The 21,630-nt window shown below is 62.9% G+C and carries 19 protein-coding genes; 6 read left to right on the top strand and 13 right to left on the bottom strand.

Annotated elements, in window-relative coordinates; translation table 11 throughout:
- Nucleotides 1-95: 95 nt before the first annotated feature.
- Nucleotides 96-1,442 carry an aspartate aminotransferase family protein gene (locus tag VLA65_RS17180; RefSeq protein WP_332603209.1) on the bottom strand — a complete coding sequence of 449 codons (1,347 nt, stop codon included), beginning with the start codon at nucleotides 1,440-1,442 and terminating at the stop codon, nucleotides 96-98.
- Nucleotides 1,443-1,568: 126 nt separating this feature from the next.
- Between VLA65_RS17180 and VLA65_RS17185 the strand changes: the two genes are divergently transcribed.
- Complete coding sequence (locus VLA65_RS17185; protein ID WP_332603210.1) at nucleotides 1,569-3,173, top strand: PucR family transcriptional regulator; 1,605 nt, start codon at nucleotides 1,569-1,571, stop codon at nucleotides 3,171-3,173.
- Between the two features lie 385 nt (nucleotides 3,174-3,558).
- Here the strand turns inward: VLA65_RS17185 and VLA65_RS22025 are convergent, their stop codons facing one another.
- The 3 genes from VLA65_RS22025 to VLA65_RS17195 form a co-directional block, all read right to left on the bottom strand.
- Entirely contained in the window at nucleotides 3,559-3,807 is a 249-nt protein-coding gene (locus VLA65_RS22025; RefSeq protein WP_442880319.1) for a helix-turn-helix domain-containing protein, read from the bottom strand.
- Nucleotides 3,808-4,998: 1,191 nt separating this feature from the next.
- Nucleotides 4,999-5,121: a hypothetical protein gene (locus tag VLA65_RS17190; protein ID WP_332603211.1), complete on the bottom strand. Its 123-nt coding sequence runs from the start codon at nucleotides 5,119-5,121 to the stop codon at nucleotides 4,999-5,001.
- Nucleotides 5,122-5,209: 88 nt separating this feature from the next.
- Nucleotides 5,210-5,512: a putative quinol monooxygenase gene (locus tag VLA65_RS17195; RefSeq protein ID WP_332603212.1), complete on the bottom strand. Its 303-nt coding sequence runs from the start codon at nucleotides 5,510-5,512 to the stop codon at nucleotides 5,210-5,212.
- Nucleotides 5,513-5,734: 222 nt separating this feature from the next.
- Here VLA65_RS17195 and VLA65_RS17200 point away from each other — a divergent pair, with 222 nt between their 5' ends.
- Nucleotides 5,735-6,976, top strand: a complete 1,242-nt coding sequence (locus tag VLA65_RS17200; RefSeq protein ID WP_332603213.1) for an acyl-CoA dehydrogenase family protein — start codon at nucleotides 5,735-5,737, stop codon at nucleotides 6,974-6,976.
- A 95-nt stretch (nucleotides 6,977-7,071) separates the two neighbouring features.
- On the top strand, nucleotides 7,072-7,287 hold the full coding sequence (locus VLA65_RS17205; protein WP_332603214.1) for a hypothetical protein: 216 nt from the start codon (nucleotides 7,072-7,074) through the stop codon (nucleotides 7,285-7,287).
- Between the two features lie 123 nt (nucleotides 7,288-7,410).
- Here VLA65_RS17205 and VLA65_RS17210 read toward each other — a convergent pair whose 3' ends face one another.
- The 7 genes from VLA65_RS17210 to VLA65_RS17240 form a co-directional block, all read right to left on the bottom strand.
- Nucleotides 7,411-8,325, bottom strand: coding sequence for a dioxygenase family protein (locus VLA65_RS17210; protein WP_332603215.1), 915 nt, complete (start codon nucleotides 8,323-8,325; stop codon nucleotides 7,411-7,413).
- A gap of 38 nt (nucleotides 8,326-8,363) precedes the next feature.
- Entirely contained in the window at nucleotides 8,364-9,455 is a 1,092-nt protein-coding gene (locus VLA65_RS17215) for a maleylacetate reductase (protein ID WP_332603216.1), read from the bottom strand.
- A 40-nt stretch (nucleotides 9,456-9,495) separates the two neighbouring features.
- On the bottom strand, nucleotides 9,496-10,365 hold the full coding sequence (locus tag VLA65_RS17220) for an NAD(P)-dependent oxidoreductase (protein ID WP_332603217.1): 870 nt from the start codon (nucleotides 10,363-10,365) through the stop codon (nucleotides 9,496-9,498).
- On the bottom strand, nucleotides 10,362-11,744 hold the full coding sequence (locus tag VLA65_RS17225) for a M24 family metallopeptidase (protein WP_332603218.1): 1,383 nt from the start codon (nucleotides 11,742-11,744) through the stop codon (nucleotides 10,362-10,364). Before VLA65_RS17225 ends, VLA65_RS17220 begins: the two co-directional genes overlap by 4 nt.
- 73 nt (nucleotides 11,745-11,817) lie before the next feature.
- A complete protein-coding gene (locus VLA65_RS17230; protein WP_332603219.1) occupies nucleotides 11,818-12,522 on the bottom strand; it encodes an SDR family NAD(P)-dependent oxidoreductase in 705 nt (234 codons plus the stop codon).
- Nucleotides 12,523-12,628: 106 nt separating this feature from the next.
- A complete protein-coding gene (locus tag VLA65_RS17235; protein WP_332603234.1) occupies nucleotides 12,629-13,957 on the bottom strand; it encodes an MFS transporter in 1,329 nt (442 codons plus the stop codon).
- Between the two features lie 125 nt (nucleotides 13,958-14,082).
- Nucleotides 14,083-14,673 (bottom strand): flavin reductase family protein, encoded by a 591-nt coding sequence (locus tag VLA65_RS17240; protein WP_332603220.1) that lies wholly within the window; start codon nucleotides 14,671-14,673, stop codon nucleotides 14,083-14,085.
- A 294-nt stretch (nucleotides 14,674-14,967) separates the two neighbouring features.
- Between VLA65_RS17240 and VLA65_RS17245 the strand changes: the two genes are divergently transcribed.
- Together VLA65_RS17245 and VLA65_RS17250 are read left to right on the top strand one after the other, a co-directional pair.
- A complete protein-coding gene (locus VLA65_RS17245) occupies nucleotides 14,968-15,447 on the top strand; it encodes a VOC family protein (protein WP_223937319.1) in 480 nt (159 codons plus the stop codon).
- 714 nt (nucleotides 15,448-16,161) lie between these two features.
- Nucleotides 16,162-17,460 (top strand): PucR family transcriptional regulator, encoded by a 1,299-nt coding sequence (locus VLA65_RS17250; protein ID WP_332603221.1) that lies wholly within the window; start codon nucleotides 16,162-16,164, stop codon nucleotides 17,458-17,460.
- A gap of 1 nt (nucleotide 17,461) precedes the next feature.
- Here the strand turns inward: VLA65_RS17250 and VLA65_RS17255 are convergent, their stop codons facing one another.
- Together VLA65_RS17255 and VLA65_RS17260 are read right to left on the bottom strand one after the other, a co-directional pair.
- Nucleotides 17,462-18,160 carry a GntR family transcriptional regulator gene (locus tag VLA65_RS17255; RefSeq protein WP_332603222.1) on the bottom strand — a complete coding sequence of 233 codons (699 nt, stop codon included), beginning with the start codon at nucleotides 18,158-18,160 and terminating at the stop codon, nucleotides 17,462-17,464.
- A gap of 5 nt (nucleotides 18,161-18,165) precedes the next feature.
- Nucleotides 18,166-18,696 carry a VOC family protein gene (locus VLA65_RS17260; RefSeq protein WP_332603223.1) on the bottom strand — a complete coding sequence of 177 codons (531 nt, stop codon included), beginning with the start codon at nucleotides 18,694-18,696 and terminating at the stop codon, nucleotides 18,166-18,168.
- A 698-nt stretch (nucleotides 18,697-19,394) separates the two neighbouring features.
- Between VLA65_RS17260 and VLA65_RS17265 the strand changes: the two genes are divergently transcribed.
- Nucleotides 19,395-21,602 (top strand): alpha-ketoacid dehydrogenase subunit alpha/beta, encoded by a 2,208-nt coding sequence (locus VLA65_RS17265; protein ID WP_332603224.1) that lies wholly within the window; start codon nucleotides 19,395-19,397, stop codon nucleotides 21,600-21,602.
- The last annotated feature ends 28 nt before the right edge of the window (nucleotides 21,603-21,630 follow it).

The raw sequence follows: 21,630 nt of genomic DNA on the forward strand, positions 1-21,630 counted from the left end.
AGCTAAGGCCCGAAAAGCGACTGTGCCACAGACGAGTAAATCGCCGCCGGGCCTCAGCCGAGCGGCGATTCAACGTCAACTGGAAGCAGGCCAGCCTAGATGCTGACGGCGGAAAGGGCTTGGTTGTAGATGGCAAGTGCCTGGGCCACTTCTTCGGCCGTGACGACGGCGGGCGGGACCACGTGGATGCGGTTTTCAGCGATGAATGGCAGCAGTCCGCGGCCAAACAGTTCGGCCTTAAGGCGGCCCATGTAATCGGCGGTGACCGGCGTGCGGGTGCTGCGGTCCTGCACGAGTTCGAGCGCCCAGAAAACCCCGCGGCCGCGGACGTCGCCAATGACATCGTGCTTTTCTGCAAGTGCCTGGAGGCCCGGCTCCAGGTGGTCGCGGCCAATGCGTGCGGCGTTGCCAACAATGTCTTCTTCTTCGAAGGCTTCGATGGAGGCGACGATGGACGCCGCGGCGATCGGGTGGCCTGAATAGGTCAAGCCGCCCGGGAAGACGCATGCGTCGAAAGTGGCTGCAATATCGCCGGAGATGATGACGCCGCCCACCGGGATGTAGCCGGAGTTGACGCCTTTGGCGAAGGTGATCAGGTCCGGTGTCACGTCAAAGGCGTCAAAGGCGAACCAGTCGCCGGTGCGGCCGAAGCCGGCCATGACCTCGTCGAGGATCATCATGATGCCGTATTCGTCGCACAGGGCCCGCACCCCTTGGAGGTACCCGGGCGTGGGGACAAGGATGCCGGCGGTACCGGGGACGGTTTCGAGGAGGACAGCTGCGACCGACTGGGGTCCTTCGGCCTGGAGCACCCGGCGCAGGTGGTGCAGTGCCCGTTCGGTTTCCTGCTCAGGGGTTTCTGCCCAGAATTCCGAGCGGTAGAGGTAGGGGCCGAAGACGTGGATGTGGCCGCGGGAGTATTCGTTGGGGATGCGGCGCCAGTCCCCCGTTGCCGCAATCGCGGCGCCGGTATTGCCGTGGTAGGAGCGGTAGCAGGAGATGACTTTGTCGCGGCCGGTGTGCAGGCGGGCCATGCGTATGGCGTTCTCGTTCGCGTCTGCGCCGCCGTTGGTGAAGAACACCTTGTCCATGGTGGCGGGGGCGTGGGAGAGGATCTTGGCCGCTGCCGTCGCCCGGACGTGGTTGGCGTGTGCCGGGGCCACGGTTGCCAGGCTTGTTGCCTGCTGGGCGATGGCGGCGATCACTTTGGGGTGCTGGTGGCCGATGTTGGTGTTGACCAACTGGCTGGAGAAGTCCAGGAAGGTGTTGCCGTCGTGGTCCCACACGGTGCTGCCGGAGCCGCCGGCGATCGCCAGGGGGTTGAGGGACTTTTGCGCAGACCAGGAATGGAAGACGTTCGCCCGGTCCAGGGCAACGACGTCGGCGTTGCTGGGGCCTGCGTTATCGATTGCTGTGTCCAGGATTGCCGGGCTGGCGAGCATGACGGTTCCTCTCAGTGGATGGATGGGGAAGTTCCTTCATCATCCGACCTAAAGGCCTCGCGGCGCCGTAGACGTTTGTACAATCAATTCAGTGCTGTTCGACGTTTTCACATCTTGGGGTCCCCGATGCCACCCAGCCTGAACATCCTCCTCCGCAGCCGGTCGCTGAAGCTTCGACTCGTTGTGCCCGACCTTGGCGCCGCACAGCTGGAAGAACCGGTCAGCTGGGTGCACAGCTCTGACCTTGAGGACCCCACTCCGTTCCTGGACCCGGGCCAGCTGCTGCTCACCGATGGCACGCAGTTCCCCGTTGCCGGCGTGGGTGGTGGTGCGGCAGGAACGACGACGGCGGAACAGGCCCCCGGGGGCCCGCCGCGGAAAGTGCCGAACGGCCGGCGGTATGAGGAGTATGTGCGACGGCTGGTGGACCATGGAATCGTGGGCCTCGGCTTCGCGACGCAGGTCATCCACGGGACGTTGCCGCCCGGACTTGAGGAGGCGTGCCGGAATCAGGGCCTGCCCCTGTTGGAGGTACCGGACCGCACACCGTTCATCGCCATCATCCGCATGGTGGCGGACTACCTCGCGAGGGAGGAGCACGCCAGGGCAGAGTGGTCCCTGCAGGCGCAACGTGCCATTTCCCGCGCAGCCCTCCGGCCGGACGGCCTGACCTCCATCCTGGGCGAACTCGAACGGCAACTTCACAGTTGGGTGGCCCTGTACGACGCCGCAGGAAACTACGTCCGGATGCCGCGGAACCGCCCCGTTCCCGCAAACATCGCCGCCCACGTGAGCCAGCGCGTACGGGACGCACTGGACCTTGGCACGCGTTCGGCCTCACTCCTGGACATCGAGGGCCAGTCAGTGACATTGCAGACACTCGGCCGTAAGGGCAGCCTTCGGGGAGCACTGGTTTTGGGCGCCATCGAACCCCTGGATCCCGCGAGGGCGGACATCGTCAACAGCGTCATCGGCCTGGCCAGCCTGGCCCTGGAACAGGCACGCACCCTGGATACTGCCCGCAGGCACCTCCGCGCCGGCGTCTTTGAACAGCTGCTGGCGGGCAGCACCGACGTGGCCATTCGGACGGCGCGGCAAGTGTGGGGCCAGCTGCCGCGGGAGCCGCTGCTGGTGACGGCCTCACGCCAGGAGAGTCCTGCGCCGAACCTGCTCGAGGCCCTGGAACTCCTATCCGACGATTACCGCGGCGCGGTGTTCTACGCTGTGCGCGGTGACCTGCTGATAGTCCTCGCGGCACGGGCCCACCACGACAAGGTCCTGGTACTGCTTGAACGCCACGGTGCAGTGTGCGGTGTCTCGGCCGAAACCGCCATGAGTGGCCTGGCGGATGCGCTCGAGGAAGCCACTCGGGCGGTGCTCCGTGCCGCGGAGTTGGGCCGCGCCGTCGTCACATTTCCAGAACTGTCCGACGGCGGGATGCTGGGATTGCTGCTCGAAGAGAAGGCAGGGCCGGTGGCCCGCGGGCTGCTCCAGCCATTGATTGCCCACGACGCCGCCGAGCAGACTGAACTGCTGGAGACCGTCCGCGAATGGTTTGCCAACAACTGCGTCTGGGACAAGACCGCCAGACGGCTGGGCGTCCACCGGCATACCCTGCGCAACAGGATAGACGCCGCCGGCAGGATCCTTGGCCTGAACCTGGACGGCATGCGCGACCGCCTCGAACTGTTCGCCGCAGTGCAGTTCCTGGAAAGGCGTAAAACCGAGTAGGAGGGCCGGGTTTCCCGGCCCTCCTGTCACACCCCCGTACGTGCGGGCCTCGCATACGGCGGCTCGCTGCGTTGTTGAAAACGGCCCTATGCCGGGTGCGAGTCTCGACGAGTGCGGGGCGTGGGCTAATCGGCTTCAGGTTGGTGGGCTGCTTCAACGCCCCCACACGGGTCCTGCCGCGACCACGTTTATGGCGGCACGTTCGGCCCGTGCGAAGTGTGAAGCTGTCCTGCGCGGCGATGAGACCACGGTTGACGGCTTCGTAGATGGTCTGGTGCAGACATGCCAGGAGCTGCGTTTGGGCCAGCGGCGTTTGAGCAAGCGGCTGATTTGGGTGGGTGACCAATGGTTATCAAGCTTTCCGGCTACAACGTCCCGGAGCACCCTATCCAGAGCGAGGCAGCGTTCTCTGGTCCTGAGCCAACGTTGATGGGCTTGGCCGTGGGCGTACCGGGGTTAGTAGCGGCCGCTTGGCCAAGCGGTTGCGAGATCTCCCGGTAGACGCTCTGATAGCTTTCCCGATCCGAGCGGCGATCGCTTTTACTGGCTCACCGGCGGCGAGGCGGTCTGCGATTTCGATCCGGTCATCCTGAGTCAGGTATCGGCGGCTGATCGGCTTGTCTACTAAGTCCACTCTGCCAGCATCGATAAGACCTCAGCTATACCCTGTGGTCCTCATCGATGCGGTGAACGTGAAGGTCCGCGGGGGCAGGTTTCGGAACGGCCGATCTACGTCGCGCTGGCGGTAATCTCCGAGGGCACCAGCGAGATCCTCGGGCTGTGCGCCGGCGAGCACAGCGACGGGGAAGGGGCAAAGTACTGACTGCGGGTCCTGTCCGAGATCCAGAACCGCGGCATCCAGGACTGCCTGATCGTGGTCTGTGACGGGCCCAGGACCTGCCCGAGGCCGTCCTGATCGAGCGGTTGTCGTCCAAGGAGGCAACGGACGTCGCCTATCGACGGACAGTATCCGTACGCGACACCGCGGAACATACTACTTGCGCCCGCGGTACAGGCCACGGCCAGGGTGGTCTCGCGAAAAATCCATGATCGAGAGTTCGGTGGCATCCGCGCCGGCCTGATGCGCCTCTGGCATCAAGGCCCGACCATGCCCGAAATGGGGCATACGCCGACGCGGGGAGGTCGGTGTCGACGTCGTTCCCTTCCTTTCCAGCACGGATGATCCCTTCGCGGAAGTAGCGGCCGTATATGACCGTGCGTCCGCTGGCGGTAGAACTTCGCCGAACACCACACGAGATTCTTGGCTGAAAGAGCCGCATCGAGGACCTGCCTACGACCGGCGAGGGTTCGCCATCGAGGAAACGGCACAGGTTTTCGACCCTCGACATGGGGACTGAGCGGGCAGTGGGTCCTGCCGTAGGGGTCACGGTCGGAAACCCCGCGCTTAATACACTTTGGACATCAGGCTTTCTTGGGTTCCGGCTTAGGGTGGGTCTGTTCCCACTGTCTGCGCCGCTCGTAAACGAGTTTGATGTTCTTCACCTGAATTCACCTCCACCCAACCGAAGGAATACTGCGTATTAGAGAGTGGCACTGCCGGCGGCTGGGCCTGCTGGCAGATTAAGGGGAGTGTTCGCCCGGAATGATCGGCTGCTGGATATCCGCATGTGAATCGAAGTGGTTCGCGCATATCGCCCCGGCTCCATCGCAGTAGCGCCTACACCACCTGACGGCTGTACCGGCAGAACTTGTCATCGCTTCTTTGGCTACGAAGTCGTCGGAGCTGTCTCATCAAGGAGGCGACATACCCCGGGTCGGGGCGAACTGGCATTCGGCAGAGGATTCTTGAGCGAATCAGCATCGTTCACACGTGGGTCACTCGTGGTTCGCCGAATTCGTCCGCATCTACCCATGCCATGAAGTCCGCCAGCGACATGAAACTGTAGTAGTCGCAGTTTCGAAGCTTTTGCTTCTCAATTTTTCTCATGACAGCACCGAGCGAATTTGTGGGAGGGTGCCATATTGGACCGGTTGTCACCGGGCCACCGCGCGGTTTCGCTTTTCATCGTTGGCTCCTAGATGCCTAGGTGAATGATGTTGGAGTAGCGCTGTAGGGCTGGCGGGGCGGCCAGGATGGTACCCAGGTCATTTTTGCCAGCCGGTTTAGAGCGCCATTCGGAGTAGCTGTCATGCGCCTGCGTGCTGGACCATTTCTCGACCACCACGATGTGGCAGGGATCGGCGTTGTCCGTCAAAACTTCCAGTCCCTCATTGCCTGGCCAGGCGCGGGTTGCCGCCAAGGTTTCACGCAGCACTCGTGGGGCTTCGCCGAGTTTGGCGGGATCGATGTGAATCTCAAAATGGACGATCGTGGACATGCCTTTTTCCTTTGGTTTGGTTGAGCCTCGATTCGCCGCAGCTGCCTTATTAAGGATGCCGTGTTGGGCAGCGCCGCCGCTTGCCTGTGGAGGACAAAGGTTGGCGCTGGTTTTGGCTGATGGGGGCAAGCGGCGAGGTGGTGGAGCGGTGTTGACTGGGTCACACTTTCCTTCGCCTGGCATGAGGCTGGACGAGGTGGAACCGAATGGAAGGGAATGACGATGACGTCGAATCAAGGAGCCGCTGTCTTCGCCGGTTTACGTGTGCCGGAGCCGGATCTGACACCGGACCAGGTTATTGCCCGTGCCGCGGCCATGCGACCGGTCCTGCGGGAAAACCGGCTGAAAGCCGCCGAGGAGGGCGCTTATTCCGCCGAGCTCCACGCGGCGTTTGACCAGGCCGGCTTCTACCGTCTGGTTCAGCCCCGCCAGTACGGGGGCTACGAATTCAGCCTGGAAACTTATTACCGGGTGATGATGGAGATCTCCCGGGGAGACCCCGGCATTGGTTGGTGCCTGACCCTGGGTACGGGACACACTATTCCCTTGGTTGCCCACTACCCTGAAGAGGTGGTCCGGGAGGCCTTTGGTTCGGACGGGCTCTTCATCGCCCCTCACTCGGCCAGCCCCCGCGGCATGGCCACCCCCGTGGAAGGCGGCTACCTGCTGACGGGCGTATGGCCGTACTCCTCGGGAGTGGCCCATTCGACGCACGCCATGGTCACCGCAGTGACCACCACTGAGAGCGGTGAAATGGCGATGATCGTGGCCCTGCTGCCCCGAGAGGACTACATTGTCCGCGACGACTGGGGGGCCCACATGACGATGGCCCTGGGCGCCAGCGGATCCAACACTGTTGAATTGACCGAGGTATTCGTCCCCGCTGCCAGAACCTCCCCTTTCGACTGGGGCACAGCCAACTACCCGCAGGGGACCCACGGGACCGCTTCCACCGAGAACCCCCTCTACGTGGGCAACATCCAGCCCCTCTACGCCGCTTCCCTGGCCTGCGTGCAGGTGGGCGCGGCCCGTGCAGCGCTGGACGCGTTCGAGGAAACCATCCTTACCAAAAAGCGGCTTTACCCCCCGCAGATCGAACGCTACAAGCACCCCGAAACCCAGGTCATCTACGGTGAAGCCCGCGGCATCATCGACGCCGCCCAGGCAGTGGTCCTCACCGCGGCACGCGACTACGGCCACCTCGGAGAACAAGGGGCGAACGGCAAACCCGCCGCCACTGAAGACTGGTTGGCCCTGGGCAACATGCTGTACGCCGCCTCACGGCTGGCCCACGAAGCTACGGAACTCCTCTTCCGCTCCGTAGGATCCTCCGTCTCCCAGAAGGGAGTTCCCCTGCAGGACTACTTCCTGGCCACCCAGATGTCCCGCGCCCAGACAGCCGAACACCGCCCCCACATCGGCCAGATGCTCGCCCAGGCCCACTTCAACCTCCCGCCGCAGTAACGACCCCACGGCCGTACCAGGTGCCTCCCGCCGCTACGCCTGGAACGCGCTGGCGGCGGGCAGCTGCCTCCGCTACCTAGAAGAAAGAGAAGGACATGCTCAAGCACCGCATACAACCAGGCAACACCCTTCCCACAGCAATCCGATCCAGCGTGACGGAGGCGCACCACGCACTCGAAACGCCCGCGCCGCCCCTGCCGGGAGCGGACATCGACGGGCTCATGGCGTCGCCCTGGATTGGGCTGCACTACCGGCACGAGTTCCGGCCCCACCACCGGCACGAGCCGTTGGATCCCTGCCAGCGAGCCTGATTCCAGGTGCTGCAGTACAGTAAAAAACCCGGAGCCTCAGCTTGATAAGGCCGAGCGGCCGCCTTCTTCGATGAAGGCGGCCGCTCGGCGTTATCTGTGACCCTCATCCACCGCCCACGTAGGTCAGCCGACAGCCGCCGGCGCGAGTGTGATGTCGAATCGCGTCCTGCTCCAGGTCTGGCCTTGGAGATGGCGCCCGTCGGGTGTGGGTGCATCGGCAGGCTGCTCAACAAATTCCTTGATCAGGGATTCCTTGACGCCAAAGACGCAGTCGCCGGTTTCAATCTGGGGGTCCCCCCGGACGAATATATGGGTGACCAGCGTGCGCAGGTTCGGTGCGGTGACCATGAAGTGCAGGTGCGAAGCGCGTAAGGGCGAGCGGTTGGTGGCCGCCAGCAATTCACCCACCGGTCCATCGTGAGGGATCGGATACGGTGTGGGCGTCAGACCCCAAAATCTGTACACTCCCTGGGCATCGGTATGGAGATGAGCCCGGCCCGCAGTGCGTCCGTCGGCGTACTGGACGTCATAGAGGCCGTCTTCATCTGCCTCCCATACCTCCACCCGTGCCCGCGGGACGGGATTGCCGTAAACATCCCTGACCGTGCCCTCAACCCAGCACGGTTGGCCATGGGCGCCGCAGGCAATGTCCCCTCCCAACGGAATTTCCGGAGAATCCTGGCTGAAGAACGGCCCGAACACGGTGGCCTCGGTGGCGTTCCTGTGGGTCTGGTTGTTGATGGCAATCGTCTGCATGGACAGGCCCATGACGTCGGAGAGCAGGATGAATTCCTGTCGTCGGTCATCGGTGATATGGCCGGCGGCCGTAAGGAAGCCGATCGCAGCGGTCCACTCGTCCTCGGTCAGCCTGACCTCACGGACAAAGTCATGAAGGTGCCTGGTCAAGGACTGCATGAGCATCCGCAGCCGGGGATCCTCGGTGTTCTTAAAGGACGCGACGACCGTATCCACAAGTTCCTGTTCCACCGCCTCCTGTTCGGGGCTGATGCTGTGGTGCTGGACGGTGGGTTCAGACATTGTTCCTCCTGAAGTTTGGAATGTGGGGTGCTGGTCCGTCACGCCGTGAGGAGTGCTTCGGGGCGTTCTCCGGTCAGCGCAGCTTCAAGGAGGGCGGTAAGGTTCTCCGCCGTGACGGGACGGGGATTGGACGCCGGGACGGTCGGAAGGATGATCTGCACGGCGTGTCCGATCCCGTCAGCCCTGAAGCCATACTCAGCAAGGGACTTGGGGGCGTCCAGGCGGGAGCGGAGGTGCTGCAGCCCGGCCAGGGCATCCTCCGCGCCGGTCCCGGACACGCCAAACGCAGCAGCGATTCTTGCTGCTGCGCCCAGCGCGTGCGGGGCGTTGAAGGCTAGCACGTAGGGCAGGACCGTTGCATGCGTCTGGGCGTGCGGGAGGTTGAAGGTCCCGCCCAGGACGTGGCAGATCTTGTGGTGCAATCCGGATCCTGCGGAAGCGAACGCGGCGGCGGAGAGGTACGCCCCGTACAGTGCCTGCTCGCGTCCTTCCAGGTCATGGGAATCCCGGGCAATGCGCGGCAGCCCCTGGCCGAGGGCGCGGATGCCTTCAGCTGCCAGGGCAGCGTTGATGGGGTCGGCCCGCGGAGCCCATAAAGAGTCGATGCAGTGCGCCAGACCGTTGAGTCCGGAGGCTATGGACATTGCCCCCGGCAGGGACAGGGTCAGGGCTGGATCGTAGATCACGGCAACGGGCAGGACTTTCGGGTCCATCCCAGTTGTTTTCCTGGACTCCTCCGTCAGCCCCCAGACATTGGTCGCCTCTGACCCGGCGTAGGTGGTGGGCACAGCGATGATGGGCAATCCCGTGGTGAGGGCCACCGCCTTGGCGAGTCCCGTCGTCGAGCCGCCGCCGATGCAGACAACCAGGTCGATCCCATACTCGGAGGCCGCGGCCCGAGCCTTCTCCGCCGTCGCGGCCGGAACGTGCATCACCACATCGTGGTGCCACAGCGCGACGTCGATCCCTGACGCGGTGGATGTGGCCAGTTCGGATTCGGCTTTCGACGCGATCACCATGACCCGGGACGCGCCCAGCCGGGCCACCTCGCTGGCTAGCCGGGCGGCGGCCGTGCCTGTTCCGAAAAGTACCCGTTGGGCGAGGATTTCATGGTCAAAAGCGAGGCTCATTACGTCGGTTCTTTCAGTAAGGAAATCGATGATTCCGGTGTTACAGCAGGTTTTGGCGCGAAACTTCGGCTATGGCGCTCCAGTCAGATTCCTTCAGAATAGGGTCCGCGAGGGCGCGGTCGAAGACGGCTTTGAGCGCTGGCAGGGTCGCGGGCGCCAAACCGCTGGCGGCAGCCACTTCCTCGGCAAGGCCCAGGTCCTTCCGCCCCAGGGCCATCTGAAACCCCGGTGGTGTGTAGTTGCCCCGGGCGATTAGGTCCCCATAGCCGGTATAGACGACACCGCCAAAAAGTGTGCTGGACAGCAACTCAGTGAAGAGTCCCGGATCCACGCCTTGGCGCTCAACCATGGCCACCGTCTCGCCGATGGCCTGCAGGGCATGGATGATGTTGTAGTTCACCGAGGCTTTGACGGCATTTGCCACCGATGGCCTGTCGCCGATCTGCCAGGTCCGCTTACCCATGACGTCAAAATAGGGCTGGACCTGGTCCAATGCAGTGGGCGGCCCGGCCGCCAGGATGTTCAGTTGGCCGGCCGCTGCCACATCGGGACGGCCGAGGACCGGTGCGGCCACGTAGGTAGCCCCTGCCGAGTCGAAGGCAGCGGCGAGTCGGTCTGCCAACGAAGGACTGATCGAGGCCATGACCACGTGCGTGCGGCCTGCCAGTGAGCGGATGGCTGACTCATCAAGGATGGACAGTACAGCCTTGTCATTGGCGAGCATGGAGAATGACACCTCGGCCGCGAAGGCCTCGGCGGGCTGTTGGGCCCGTCGGGCGCCCGCGGCCACCAATTGGTCAGCCGCATCCGGAGAGCGGTTCCATACGATCACGTCGTGCCCGGCGTCGAGAAGGCGTCGGGCAATGCCGGATCCCATGGAACCCAGGCCAAGGAAACCCAGAGTGGTCACGCCTGGCCCCGGCCCCAGGTGGTGTTGAGGTGCGACTGCGAGTCGCGCTCCAGGTTGAGCGAGCCACCAATGGTGTAGTACCGCTTTCCGGCCACCAGCAGTTCCTCCGCGGGGAACTTTGTGATGACTTCGCAGCCCGTGGCCGTGACCACCACTTCCTCCTCGATGCGGGCAGCGCCCCACCCGTCCGCGGATGGCCAATAGGTTTCGAGGGCGAAGACGTTGCCTTCCTGCAGCACCTCGGGGTGGTCCAGGGAGGTCAGCCTCGAGAAAATTGGCTTCTCCCAGATCGAGAGCCCCACACCATGTCCGTACTGCAGCGCGAAGGCGGCCTCCTCATTCTCGAAACCGAACTCCTGCGCTGTGGGCCACACGGCCACGATGTCCGCAGTGGTGGCGCCTGGCTTCACGAGGGCGATGGCCTTGTCCATGTACTCACGTGCCCTGGTGTAGGCATCTCGTTGCGCCGAACTGGCCGAGCCCACTGCGAATGTGCGGTAGTAGCAGGTGCGGTAGCCGTTGTAGCTGTGAAGGATGTCAAAGAATGCCGGGTCGCCCGGCCGGATCAGGCGGTCGGAGAACACGTGGGGGTGCGGCGAGCAACGCTCACCGGAGATCGCGTTCACCCCTTCGACGTATTCGGAGCCCAGGTCATAGAGGGTCTTTGCCACCAGTCCCACAGCCTCGTTTTCGCGGACCCCTGGTCGGAGGAACCGGTAGAGCTCCTCATAGGCGGCGTCCACCATGGAGGCGGCCTGCGTGAGTAGGCGGATCTCGTCGTGGGTCTTGACCCGCCGCGCCTCCATGAATACCTGTTGGCCGTCCACCACCTGTATGCCCTCCTGCTGCAGAGCAAACAGGATGGGCAACTCGATCACGTCAACACCAAGCGGTTCGTTGGCCAGGCCGAACTTCTCCAGCTCGCGCTTGATCTTCCTGGCTACCTTTTCGGCCATCTGCGCATCCGGCGGAAAGGCGCCGCGGAGGGTCGAGATGCCGGCCCGGGCCCCACTTTCCAGGCGGGGCCGTTTGGCGCCTTCGTGCGGTGCATCGGGGTTGGCGTCCATCTCGGCTGTGGTGGTGTCCAGCCAGGGGTTGTAAAGCTTGTGGTGCTTGGCTGCCGAACCGAAGTCCCACACAATCGGGTCGGTGTTGCGGGTGAGCAGGGAGAAGCGGATGAGCTTGTCCACCGCCCACGTCCCGATGTGTGTGGAGCTCATGTACCGGATGTTGGAGAAGTCAAAGGCGAGGATCGCACCCAGCTCGGATGCTGCCAGCTCTGCTTTGAGGCGTCCCAGGCGTTCATCGCGCAGCCGGTCGAAGTCCACCCTGGCTTCCCAGTCAACGGCGTTGGTTCCGGTGGTGCCGGTGCTCTTCATTGAGTCCTCCTGAAAGATCGTTGGGTCCTGCGGCAACCGGACGGCTGCTGCAGGTGACTGTCCACGGTGGGGCTCACGTGGTCAGGGTGGCGCGGTTGACGTGGAGGGTGGTTCCTGAGACGCCCTTGTTGTCCAGAAGGAACAGGGTTGATTCCACCACGTCCTCTACCGTCGCGAGCTCACCGCCAGGGGTCCGCGAACGGTAGGCGTCGAGTGCGCCGGTCTTGTCTTCCCAGAATGGGCTGTCGCCGACGATGCCCGGGTGGAGGACGTTCACTCGGACTGGAGCAAGCTCTGCGGCGAGGGCGGTGGCCATCCCTTCAACGCCACCGTTGACGGTGGATACCGTCAACGAACCGGGGTAGGGGCGGTACCTGGCGATTCCGCCCATGAGCACGATCCCCGTATCCACCGTTTCCTCGATCCGCCCGATCAGGGCATGGATGGTCTCCAGGTACCCCACCAGTTTCAGGGTTGCCAGGCGGCTTGCCTTGTCAATGCTGAAGTCGCGGACCGTGTTCGAGTCGCGTTCCACGGCGGAGAGCACTAATCCATGGACTTCCCCTACGGAGGCCAGACTTTCAGCAATCGTGTGCGGCGACGCCAGGTCAACACTGATGCCGGTGGCGTTTGGCCCCAGGGACGCTGCAACATCTTTAGCCCGGGTAGCGTCGCGGCCGGTCAGGATGACCGTGTCTCCCCGTGCCACAATCCTGCGGCTCAGTTCAAGGCCGATGCCGCTGGTGCCCCCAACAACAACAATGTTTCGATCAGTCACAATTTTTCCTTTCGACAATCAACCCGTCACTCGGGTGATTTTCTGGTGTACAGGTGTATTGGAATCCAGGAGTGCGGCTCAGCCCGTGGCTGATCTGCGCGGGAGCCTAGCGGACGCCTCTGATGGGGACGATCGCCAGGGCGCTGATGATGGCAATGCCACCGGCCACGGCGAAGAGCACGGTGTAGTTTCCGCCGCCGATGGCAAGGATCAGCGGAGCGATGGCGGGCGCTGCAGCGTTGGGGAACGTGGCGGCGATGTTGAATACGCCCAGGTCCTTTGCCGTGTCATCCGGATTGGGGAGTACCTGGGTGGCCAGGGCAGCATCCACCGCGGTGTAGGCGCCGTTGCCCAACCCGGTAATGGCTATTCCAATCAGGAACTGGGTGAAGGTGGTGGATGTCGCGATCACCAGGACGGCGGCGCCGTAGATCACGGCGGAGCCGATGATGAATGGCTTGCGGCGTTCCATCACATCGCTGAGGCGTCCGCCGATGATGCTAGAGGCCACCATGGTCACAGACAGGACGAGCATGGACAGGAACACATAGTTGGCCACTTCAGAGGCCGGGATGCCCAGCCGGTCAATGAGGAAGAAGGTCTGGTACAGAGTCAGGAGGGCATAAGCAAGGAGGAGCAGGGCCCTTCCCCACCATGCCCAGGCGAAATCAGGATAGCGGCGCGGATTGACCCAGAAGGTTGCGGGCAGGCTCCGCCATGACGCCGCCGGCCGGGACTCCGGTGCCAGCCGTGCATCCTTCATATAGACGCCGAACACGATTATCAGGATGGCGCCCATAGCTGCCGGAACAGCCAGCGGCAACAGCGGGTCCGTGGCGATGTACTGCACCACAAAGGTTCCGCCGACGAGCCCCACGGGAACGCTGATGCCGATCAGGCCGGAGACGAGGCCACGCTGATTGACAGGGACACGGTCTGCCACCACAGGCGCCAGCGCGCCGAACGAACCGGTGAAACCGATCGCCAACAGCCCGTACCCGACGGCCAGAACTGCGATGTTCGGTGCCAGGCCACCCATCACAGCCCCCACCACGCCAATGAGCGGATTGAGGAGCAGGTAGGGCCGACGACGCCCGAGCCGTGAGGTGGTGCGGTCACTGAGCCTGCCGAAAACCGGGGTGGCGATCAGCGCAATGGCCGGTCCCGCAGCTGCAACGATCCCCAATGCAGCAGGAGCCTGTTCCGAACCCACCAGGCTGGTCACCTTGAGCGGAAGCGCTATCACTCCAGGAGTGATAACGGCAAGCCAGTAACCAATGTTCGCCAAGGTGTACAGGGCCATCCACAGGCCCGAGACCGGTTCCTGCGGCACAGCCGCTCCGTCGCGGACGCTGAGTGCGGGCGGCGCGGCTTCTGTGAGCCCACTCGCCGCCGACCTGGATTCGTCCAACACAACAATTTCTTTGTCCTGCATAATCTTCACGACTCCTTTGTCATGTCAGTGCACGTTGTATCTGGTATTGAGGCGCCCCGACGGGACCCTCGGGATGGAAACTAGCGAGCTTTTGAGTCATGACACCCGGAAGACCCACGTAGTGGTCAGGCGAGGGTGGCCGTCCGGTCCAGGGCCAGCCACTTACGGCTGTGGTAGACCAGAGGTGCGTTGAGGGTTTCGACGTCGGCCCCGGGCGATGTGGCGTGCGTAACGTTGACCACCACCAGGCGTGACATGCCGGCCTCATAGGTATTCACCACCTCGCCCCGGATACGCACAGGCGGCTCCACGAAGTATGGCTCCCCCGTCGGCAGGACATCCCAGGAATCCTGATCGGCGAACCGGTCCACCCCACTCGTGGAGCAGAGGCGTGCCAAGGCAATATTCGTCGTGTCAAGCAGGTGGACCACTAGCGATGGGGACCGCAGGATGGTCGGCGTCGCGGAAGACAGCGACGACACCGAGAACACCAGCAACGGCGGCGTCGCACTGACAGAGAACACGGACGTCGCCGTCATGGCGACTGGACCGTCCCCGGCGTCGGCCGTGATAATAGCCACGCCGGCCGCATGGTTGCGGAAAGCCAGCCGAAATTCGTCGGGCGAGATGCCTTCCAGCAGCTGACCGTCCGGGACGAGCGCGGTGGCGGCAGGGCTCTGGTCCACTTTGTTGTTGATTGCCTGGTTCGACGTCATCGTCGGTTCCCTTCTCTGGGCTCCATCTCGTCCGGCCTCGTGCCGAGCATCGGAAAGTGTGACCCAGTCAACTCTGTCGGCGCCCATGCCGCTTGCCCTCACCAGCCAAAACCGATACGGCCCTTTGGCCCGGGAAGGCAAGCGGGGCCCCGGACGGGGGCCGCATCATGAAACGAAGCCGATCTTGGCGAACATGGAGAAAGGTACCAACACGATGGTCAATGGACATCTTCCGAACCAAGCACCCGTGCAAGCCTCTGGCCTGGACGAACACGGCGCCAGAGGAGCGCTCTGATGGCGACTGTCCAGCATTTGGCCGTGCGGGTCTCAGACATCGCACGCTCCACGAAGTTCTATGTCGAGGCCCTTGGAGGGAAGGAGGTCCTGCGCCCTTACTCGAACAACCCTCAGCTGACCGAGATCTTCTTCGGCGTCAAGGACACCGAATACGTCATCGCCTACATCGAACTGCCCGACGGGTTTGGGATAGAACTATTCCAGTTCATTCCAGAACCCAACACAACAATCGGTGTCCCGCAGACCCAAGCCTCGTTCATGCATTTTGCCCTGCACGTAGACAACATGGACGATGCTCTGGTTCGCGCTGAGGCCGCTGGTGGGCAGCGCGTCCACGATCCCGGCACATGGAGCAGCGACCCTGCAAGATTCGTTTATCTCAAGGACCCAGACGGGAACATCATTGAGTTCAACGAAACCACCTGGGAGGGCATCCTCACGGCAGCAGTGGAGCTGCACCCGGAAGCGGCGCCCTGATCCCAAGGCGTCAACAAAGTGGGCCGTGGGCATGCCTGCGGCCCACTTTCCTGTGCAACCCGCAACTGATCAGGGGTGGGCAGGGTAAGCGGAGGCAGCGTTCCTCAGGATCAACCACCTCTTGATGCGCTGGCTTATGGCTCGGAGTTGCTGTTTCTGGGCCTTGATGGGCGGGTCGAAGGCCAGGGAGCGAACCAAAGCCACGTGATCCGGTGCCGTATCCAGCGCTTGGTCCCATCCTTCGGAGCTGAGCATTGCCAGCGTGAACCTGCGATCTGAGGGATCCGGTGACCGATTCACCCAGCGTTCTTTCGAGTCGGCCACAGGAGACACTATGAACATTGCCCTCTGCATCGTTGCCTCAGTTCTCGCCCTGGCCTCCCTGGACAGTCGGCCGGATGGAAAGTCCTGTAACCAAGAAAAGTGATGGAAGGAGCCGTGGTCGTACACCCCCAACGTGGAGAAGCAGTCCATCCTCATCCATGTTGTCCTGGGCGCAATGACGCTACCCCCTCCCCCGGCTTCACCGCCTGCCCCCTACCCGCCAAAACCACCAACACCTGTTAGCGCTTCAAAAAAAGAGGCGAAGTTGGCTCATTCAGGCCTGGCAAATTCCGCGCCAGGCGTGCTATGAGCTTTGCCCAGCGGGCGCGTATAGTGCTCGCATTAGTCCCGAATGGTTCGGGAACCCGCAAGGATGCGGGGGAAGGACAGATGTCAAGAGCTAGATCCTGGGTGCGGGATCTCCATCCTGCGGGGTCTGCAGATCGCCTGAAGCCTGCCTGCCTGCCGGCCACCTGGAACAGGACCGTGGGCCGTATCGGCCTGGACGCGGCCTTGTGGGCCGTAGAAATATCGCTGGAACTGGCGCAGTTGGGCGTCGACCCGGCGACGCCCGCAACCAGGCGGGAGGAAGCTACACAGGAGTTGCGTCCCCCTGCTGAAGCGGTGGTCATGGAGGCCCTGCTGGCCCTTGATCAGGGCGTTCCCGTTCCCACCACTGTTCCGTTGGAAATGGTTTTGCAGACGGCCCGTGCCGTCAGGCAGCGGGTGCCGCTGGCCAAGATCCTCGAAGTGCAGCGGGTCTCCCACGCGCGTTTCAGTGACGTGCTGGTGGAAGAGTTCCGGCGCCTTGTACCTGCCGAGATGCAGTCAAAGGAACTTGCTGAGCTCTCCCACTTCCTTGTTGACCACGTCAGCACGTTTGCTCTGGCGAGCAGTGCTGCCTATGCAGCTGAGGAGCAGGCGTGGCTGGCAAGCGTGGATGGTTCGCGTGCCGAACTGGTCCGCGCACTGCTGCGGGGAGAGGCGCTGGGTCCGGACCGTGCAAAACTTCGGTACGAGCTCGCCAACCGCACCCACGTAGGTCTGGTCCTGCGTCGCGAAGGCCGTGACGACGCAACCGTTGAAGGGCTTGATCGGGCAGCAGCGATGTTGTTGGCGCGCATGGGCGCCACGGCGCAGCTTGTGCTCCCGGCCGGCAACCATGAGGTGTGGGCCTGGGGTGCCTTTCTCGAGCCTAAAGCAGTCAACATGGCCGCTATCAAGGGCGTCCCGCACACCCTCGTTGCCGTGGGGCGTCCAGCAACCGGTTTGGAGGGGTTCCGCGGCAGCCATGAAGAAGCGGTCAGCGCGGCCAACGTATCCCTGCTTGCGCCAGCCGGCAAGCCATGGAGTGAACCCGTTTTTTTCAAGGATGCCCGGTTTGCGGTGCTGCTGACCGCAGATCCCGCGAAGGCGGCCAGCTTTGCCCGGGACGAGTTGGGTGCCCTCGCCGGCTCCAAGGAGGCGGCCCTGCGTGAGACAGTTCGCGTCTATCTTGAACACAACTGCAGTCCCGCGGGTGCCGCAGCAGAGCTGAGCGTCGCGAACAACACGATCAAGTACCGTATTAGGCGCGCAGAGGAGTTGTTGGGGCACAGAGTCAAGGAGCGGCAAGGGATTCTTTGGGCTGCACTCTACCTCGCAGAAACGATCGATCTTTCCCCGGCATCAGGGAAGGAACACGGCTGAGTCAGTCGTTGTCCTCCAGGCCTGGCGGCGCAGTAGCGGGGTCTTCGAAGATTTCCGGATGCCGGGCCAGCTCAAGGCGGGTGCGCCTGATGTGCGAGGCGAGGACGCGTTCCGCCTCATCGGCATCGCGGCGACGCAGTGCGGCCACGAGCAAATGGTGCTCGTGGTGAGCGCTCCGATCACCCTCGGAACGGAAAACAGAAGTGTAGGCCCACCTGTAAGGCTGCGTCCGGTTCCACAGCCGCAATACCGTGTCCGTCAGCATGATCGTCTGGGCGTCGGTGTAACAGGAAAGGTGGAAGTCCCGGTCAAGGCGCAGGAACGTCTCCACGTCACCAGCAGTTTCCATCTCATGCGCCAGGCCGTCCAATGCCTCGATCTGGAGCTCAGTGAGGAGCGGGACGTTGTACCGGAGCAGGAGCGGTTCAAGCCGCTCACGCACCTGGTAGATCTCCTCGCACTCCACGAGGTTGAGGCTGGTGACCCAGGCGCCCGTATTGGCCACGACCTTCACCAGGCCTTCTGCCTCAAGCATCCGGAGTGCTTCCCTGGCAGGCACGCGGCTGGCACCGTACCGTTCGGCCACGTCTTCCTGCCGGATCCGGCTGCCGGGTTTGTAGGTACCGGCCAGGATTGCCTCGCGCATGGCTGCGGCCACACGGGCGCCCGCTTTGCCATGGGTCGTGGATTCGATTGTCATACCCGCTATTCTCCCGGGTGGCCGGGGTGCCACAGGTGCAGGCTGGCGTCCCGTTCGTACGCCTTGCCGCCTGGGAAGCTCACCAGTTCGAACTGCATTCCCCATGGGCTCCGGAAATATACCCACCGTTGGCCTTCGGCGGATTGCCTGCTTGCTGTGGGTTCCCCCATCACTTCAAGCCCGCAGGACTGAAGGTAGGCCAATGCCTCATCCATGTCGTCAACGTAGATGGCCAGGTGGTGGCCACCAATGTCGCTGTTGCGGGGTTGGCGTGCCTGCGGTTCGGCGGCCTCGTACTGGAAGACTTCCAAATTGGAACCGTTGCCAAGCCTGTAGAAACGAATTTCGCGGATCTTGGTGCGCGGATGCACGCCGATGTGGACGTTCATCCAATCATCCTCTGAGCACTTGGCGCCCAAGGTATAGATGAGTGTTGCGCCCAAGACCTCGGTCAGGAACTTCTCCGCTTCGTCCAGGTCCGGCACCGTGAAGCCGATGTGGTCGATGCCCTGCGCTCCGGGTATTCCACGCTGCAAGACTGCCTCCTTGTGTGTGAATGAATCCATTATGCATGCGGTGAACATTTTTTCCTTCCATATTGGCCAATATTCTGCAATATTGGATTCAATATCGGGCCGTCAGGGCGGCCGCGCTGCGCCACAAGGAGCCGTCATGCAGGAGCCACAGTGGCGCCATGAAGAGAGTCCCATACCCGGCGGGGGGCATGGCGGGCCACCCGTCCCAGCCCTTGTGGAAAGCGGCAGGATCCACCCCCTGGCCGTCTGCTGCTGGGGATTGGGCTTAATTTCACTGGCCTGCTTGGCCGCCGCATTTGCGTACGTGGCGGCAATTCCGGGCTGTCCAGCCCAAGGTGCAGAAGATGGAGCCGTACAGGCCTTTCGGCTGGCTCCACTGGGTGCTGAATGCCTTGTGCTCGGCGAAGCCAGTGCTACGGGGTGGTCGGGATCGTGGGTTATGACGTGGCTTTTCGTCGCAGGCTGCGCGGGTGTGCTCGCCACGCTCGGTGTCCGTGCGGTACTGGAGGCCCGATTGGCAGTGGCGCACCTCGGTAACAGTATTTGTCAGCCAATGGATCCAAAGTAGGGTCCTGAGGTGGCAAATTCCACAGAAAGAGGCCCTTGATGTCTTGTATTGGATACATTATGGCTTGTATTGTTGGCTCTTAAGCCCATAAATTGCCGCAATCTCAGCGGCCAACCCCTCCGGAGCAGCCATGACCCGCCACATCCAACTGGCCCCAGATGTCGAATGGATCCAACTCACGACAACCGAGCAAGACTGGCAGGAAGCCGATCCGGCGCTGCTCAAGACCATGCTCGTCCAAATGCAGATCATTCGTTCCTTCGAAGAGGCCGTCCTGGAACTCGCTTCTGAGGGCTTGGTCCATGGGCCGGCGCATTCGAGCATCGGGCAGGAAGGCGGAGCTGTGGGTTCCATCGTGAACCTCAGGTCGGGAGACGGCGTCAACGGTTCCCACCGGGGCCACCACCAGTTCTTGGCAAAGGGCTTGGCGCATCTCTCGGCAGCTATGAACGGCCGGATGGAACCGGAAGCCGCCGTCGGGGCCGAGGTCCAGGCATTCCTGCAGCGTACTCTTGCGGAAATTCTTGGGCTCGACCAAGGCTTCAGTCATGGCAGGGGCGGATCCATGCACCTGCAGTGGCTGGACGCAGGCGCCCTGGGAACCAACGCCATTGTGGGCGGCGGGGTACCGCTGGCAGCCGGCAATGCCTGGGCCCAGAAGCACTCCACGGCGTCGGCCTCCGGCATGGATCTCACTGTCTCCTACTTCGGCGATGGGGCCATCAACATTGGTTCAGTGCTGGAAACGATGAACCTGGCTGCTGCGTGGAAATTGCCCTTGTGCTTCTTCGTGGAGAACAATCTTTATGCCGTTTCAACGCATGTCTCGGAGGTGACCGGTGAGGGGCGGCTCTCCGGACGCGGCCCCGGTTTCGGTATCCGGTCCTGGCGCGTCGACGGAATGGACCCCCTGGCCGTTCACCTTGCCATGGAGCAAGCTACCGAACATATGCGTTCAGGCGGGGGACCCGCAGTAATCGAAGCTGAGGTGTACCGGTACTTCCATCAGAACGGTCCCTTCCCGGGCAGTGCTTTCGGCTACCGCAGCAAGGAGGAGGAAAAGTCTTGGCGGGACCGGGACCCAATCCAGCGTATGGCAACCGAGCTGAAGAAGCTGGGACACCTCGATGACGTGGCATTCCTGCAGATGCAGGAGCAGGTCAGCGCGGCCTGCAACCTCGCCGTGTCCGAACTGACTGAAACCGATCCTCAGAGCAAGGCCGGCAAACGGCGCATCCGCCCCGAACTGTGGCCGGACCCTTCATTCGTCGATGTCGGTATCCGGGGGGACCTGTCTGAGCTGGAAGGGGCCAGGACCGAGGAAGAATTAACTTTTAAGGGAGGCCTTCGGGAAGGGAAATTCGTCGACGCTGTCGCTGAAGTGGTGCAGGCACGCATGGCCGCCGATCCATCCATCGTGGTCATGGGTGAGGACGTCCATCGGCTCAAGGGTGGAACAAACGGTGCCACGCGAGGCCTCGTGGACGCCCATCCGGACCGCGTCCTTGGAACACCCATCAGCGAAAACGCGTTCGCAGGGCTTGCGGGCGGAATGGCCATGGATGGCAGATTCAAGCCAGTGGTCGAGTTCATGTATGCCGACTTCATGTGGGTGGCCGGCGACCAGATCTTCAACCAGATTGCAAGGGCGCGGCACATGTTCGGTGGAACCGGCGAGGTGCCGCTGGTCCTGCGGTCCAAGATCGCCATGGGTACAGGGTATGGATCGCAGCACTCCATGGATCCTGCGGGCGTCTTTGCCACCTCGGCGGGCTGGCGGATCGTAGCCCCATCCACTCCGTTCGATTACGTGGGCCTGATGAACGCTGCCCTGGCGCTCAAGGATCCCGTGGTGGTGCTGGAGCACGTTGACCTCTACACCACCACCGGCCAACTGCCAGTGGACGACTTCGATTACCAGATCGCGTTCGGAAAGGCAGCCATCCGCCGCCGCGGAGACTCACTGACCGTCTTGACCTACGGCGCGATGGTCCGCCCCACGCTGGTGGCGGTGAGGGAGACGGAAATCGACGCCGAGGTGGTGGATCTGCGCTGGCTGGACCGCGCCAGCATTGATTGGGAGGCCATTGGAGCAAGCATCATGAAGACGAACAATGTCCTCATTGTCGAACAGGGTGCCCAGGGCACTTCCTACGGCGGATGGCTCAGTGACGAGATCCAGCGCCGATACTTTGACCACTTGGACTACCCCATTCAACGCGTTACCGGCGGTGAAGCTTCGCCCAGCATCTCCAAGGTCCTGGAGCGCGCATCCTATGCCGGTGTTTCTGAAGTGGGCGCAAAGCTGCTGACCATCAAAAATGACCAAGGCCTCTAGGTCAGCGTCCAACAGACTTTTGGGAGAC

It is taken from the genome of Arthrobacter sp. S2(2024), from assembly GCF_036662515.1.
Lineage (GTDB): Bacteria > Actinomycetota > Actinomycetes > Actinomycetales > Micrococcaceae > Arthrobacter.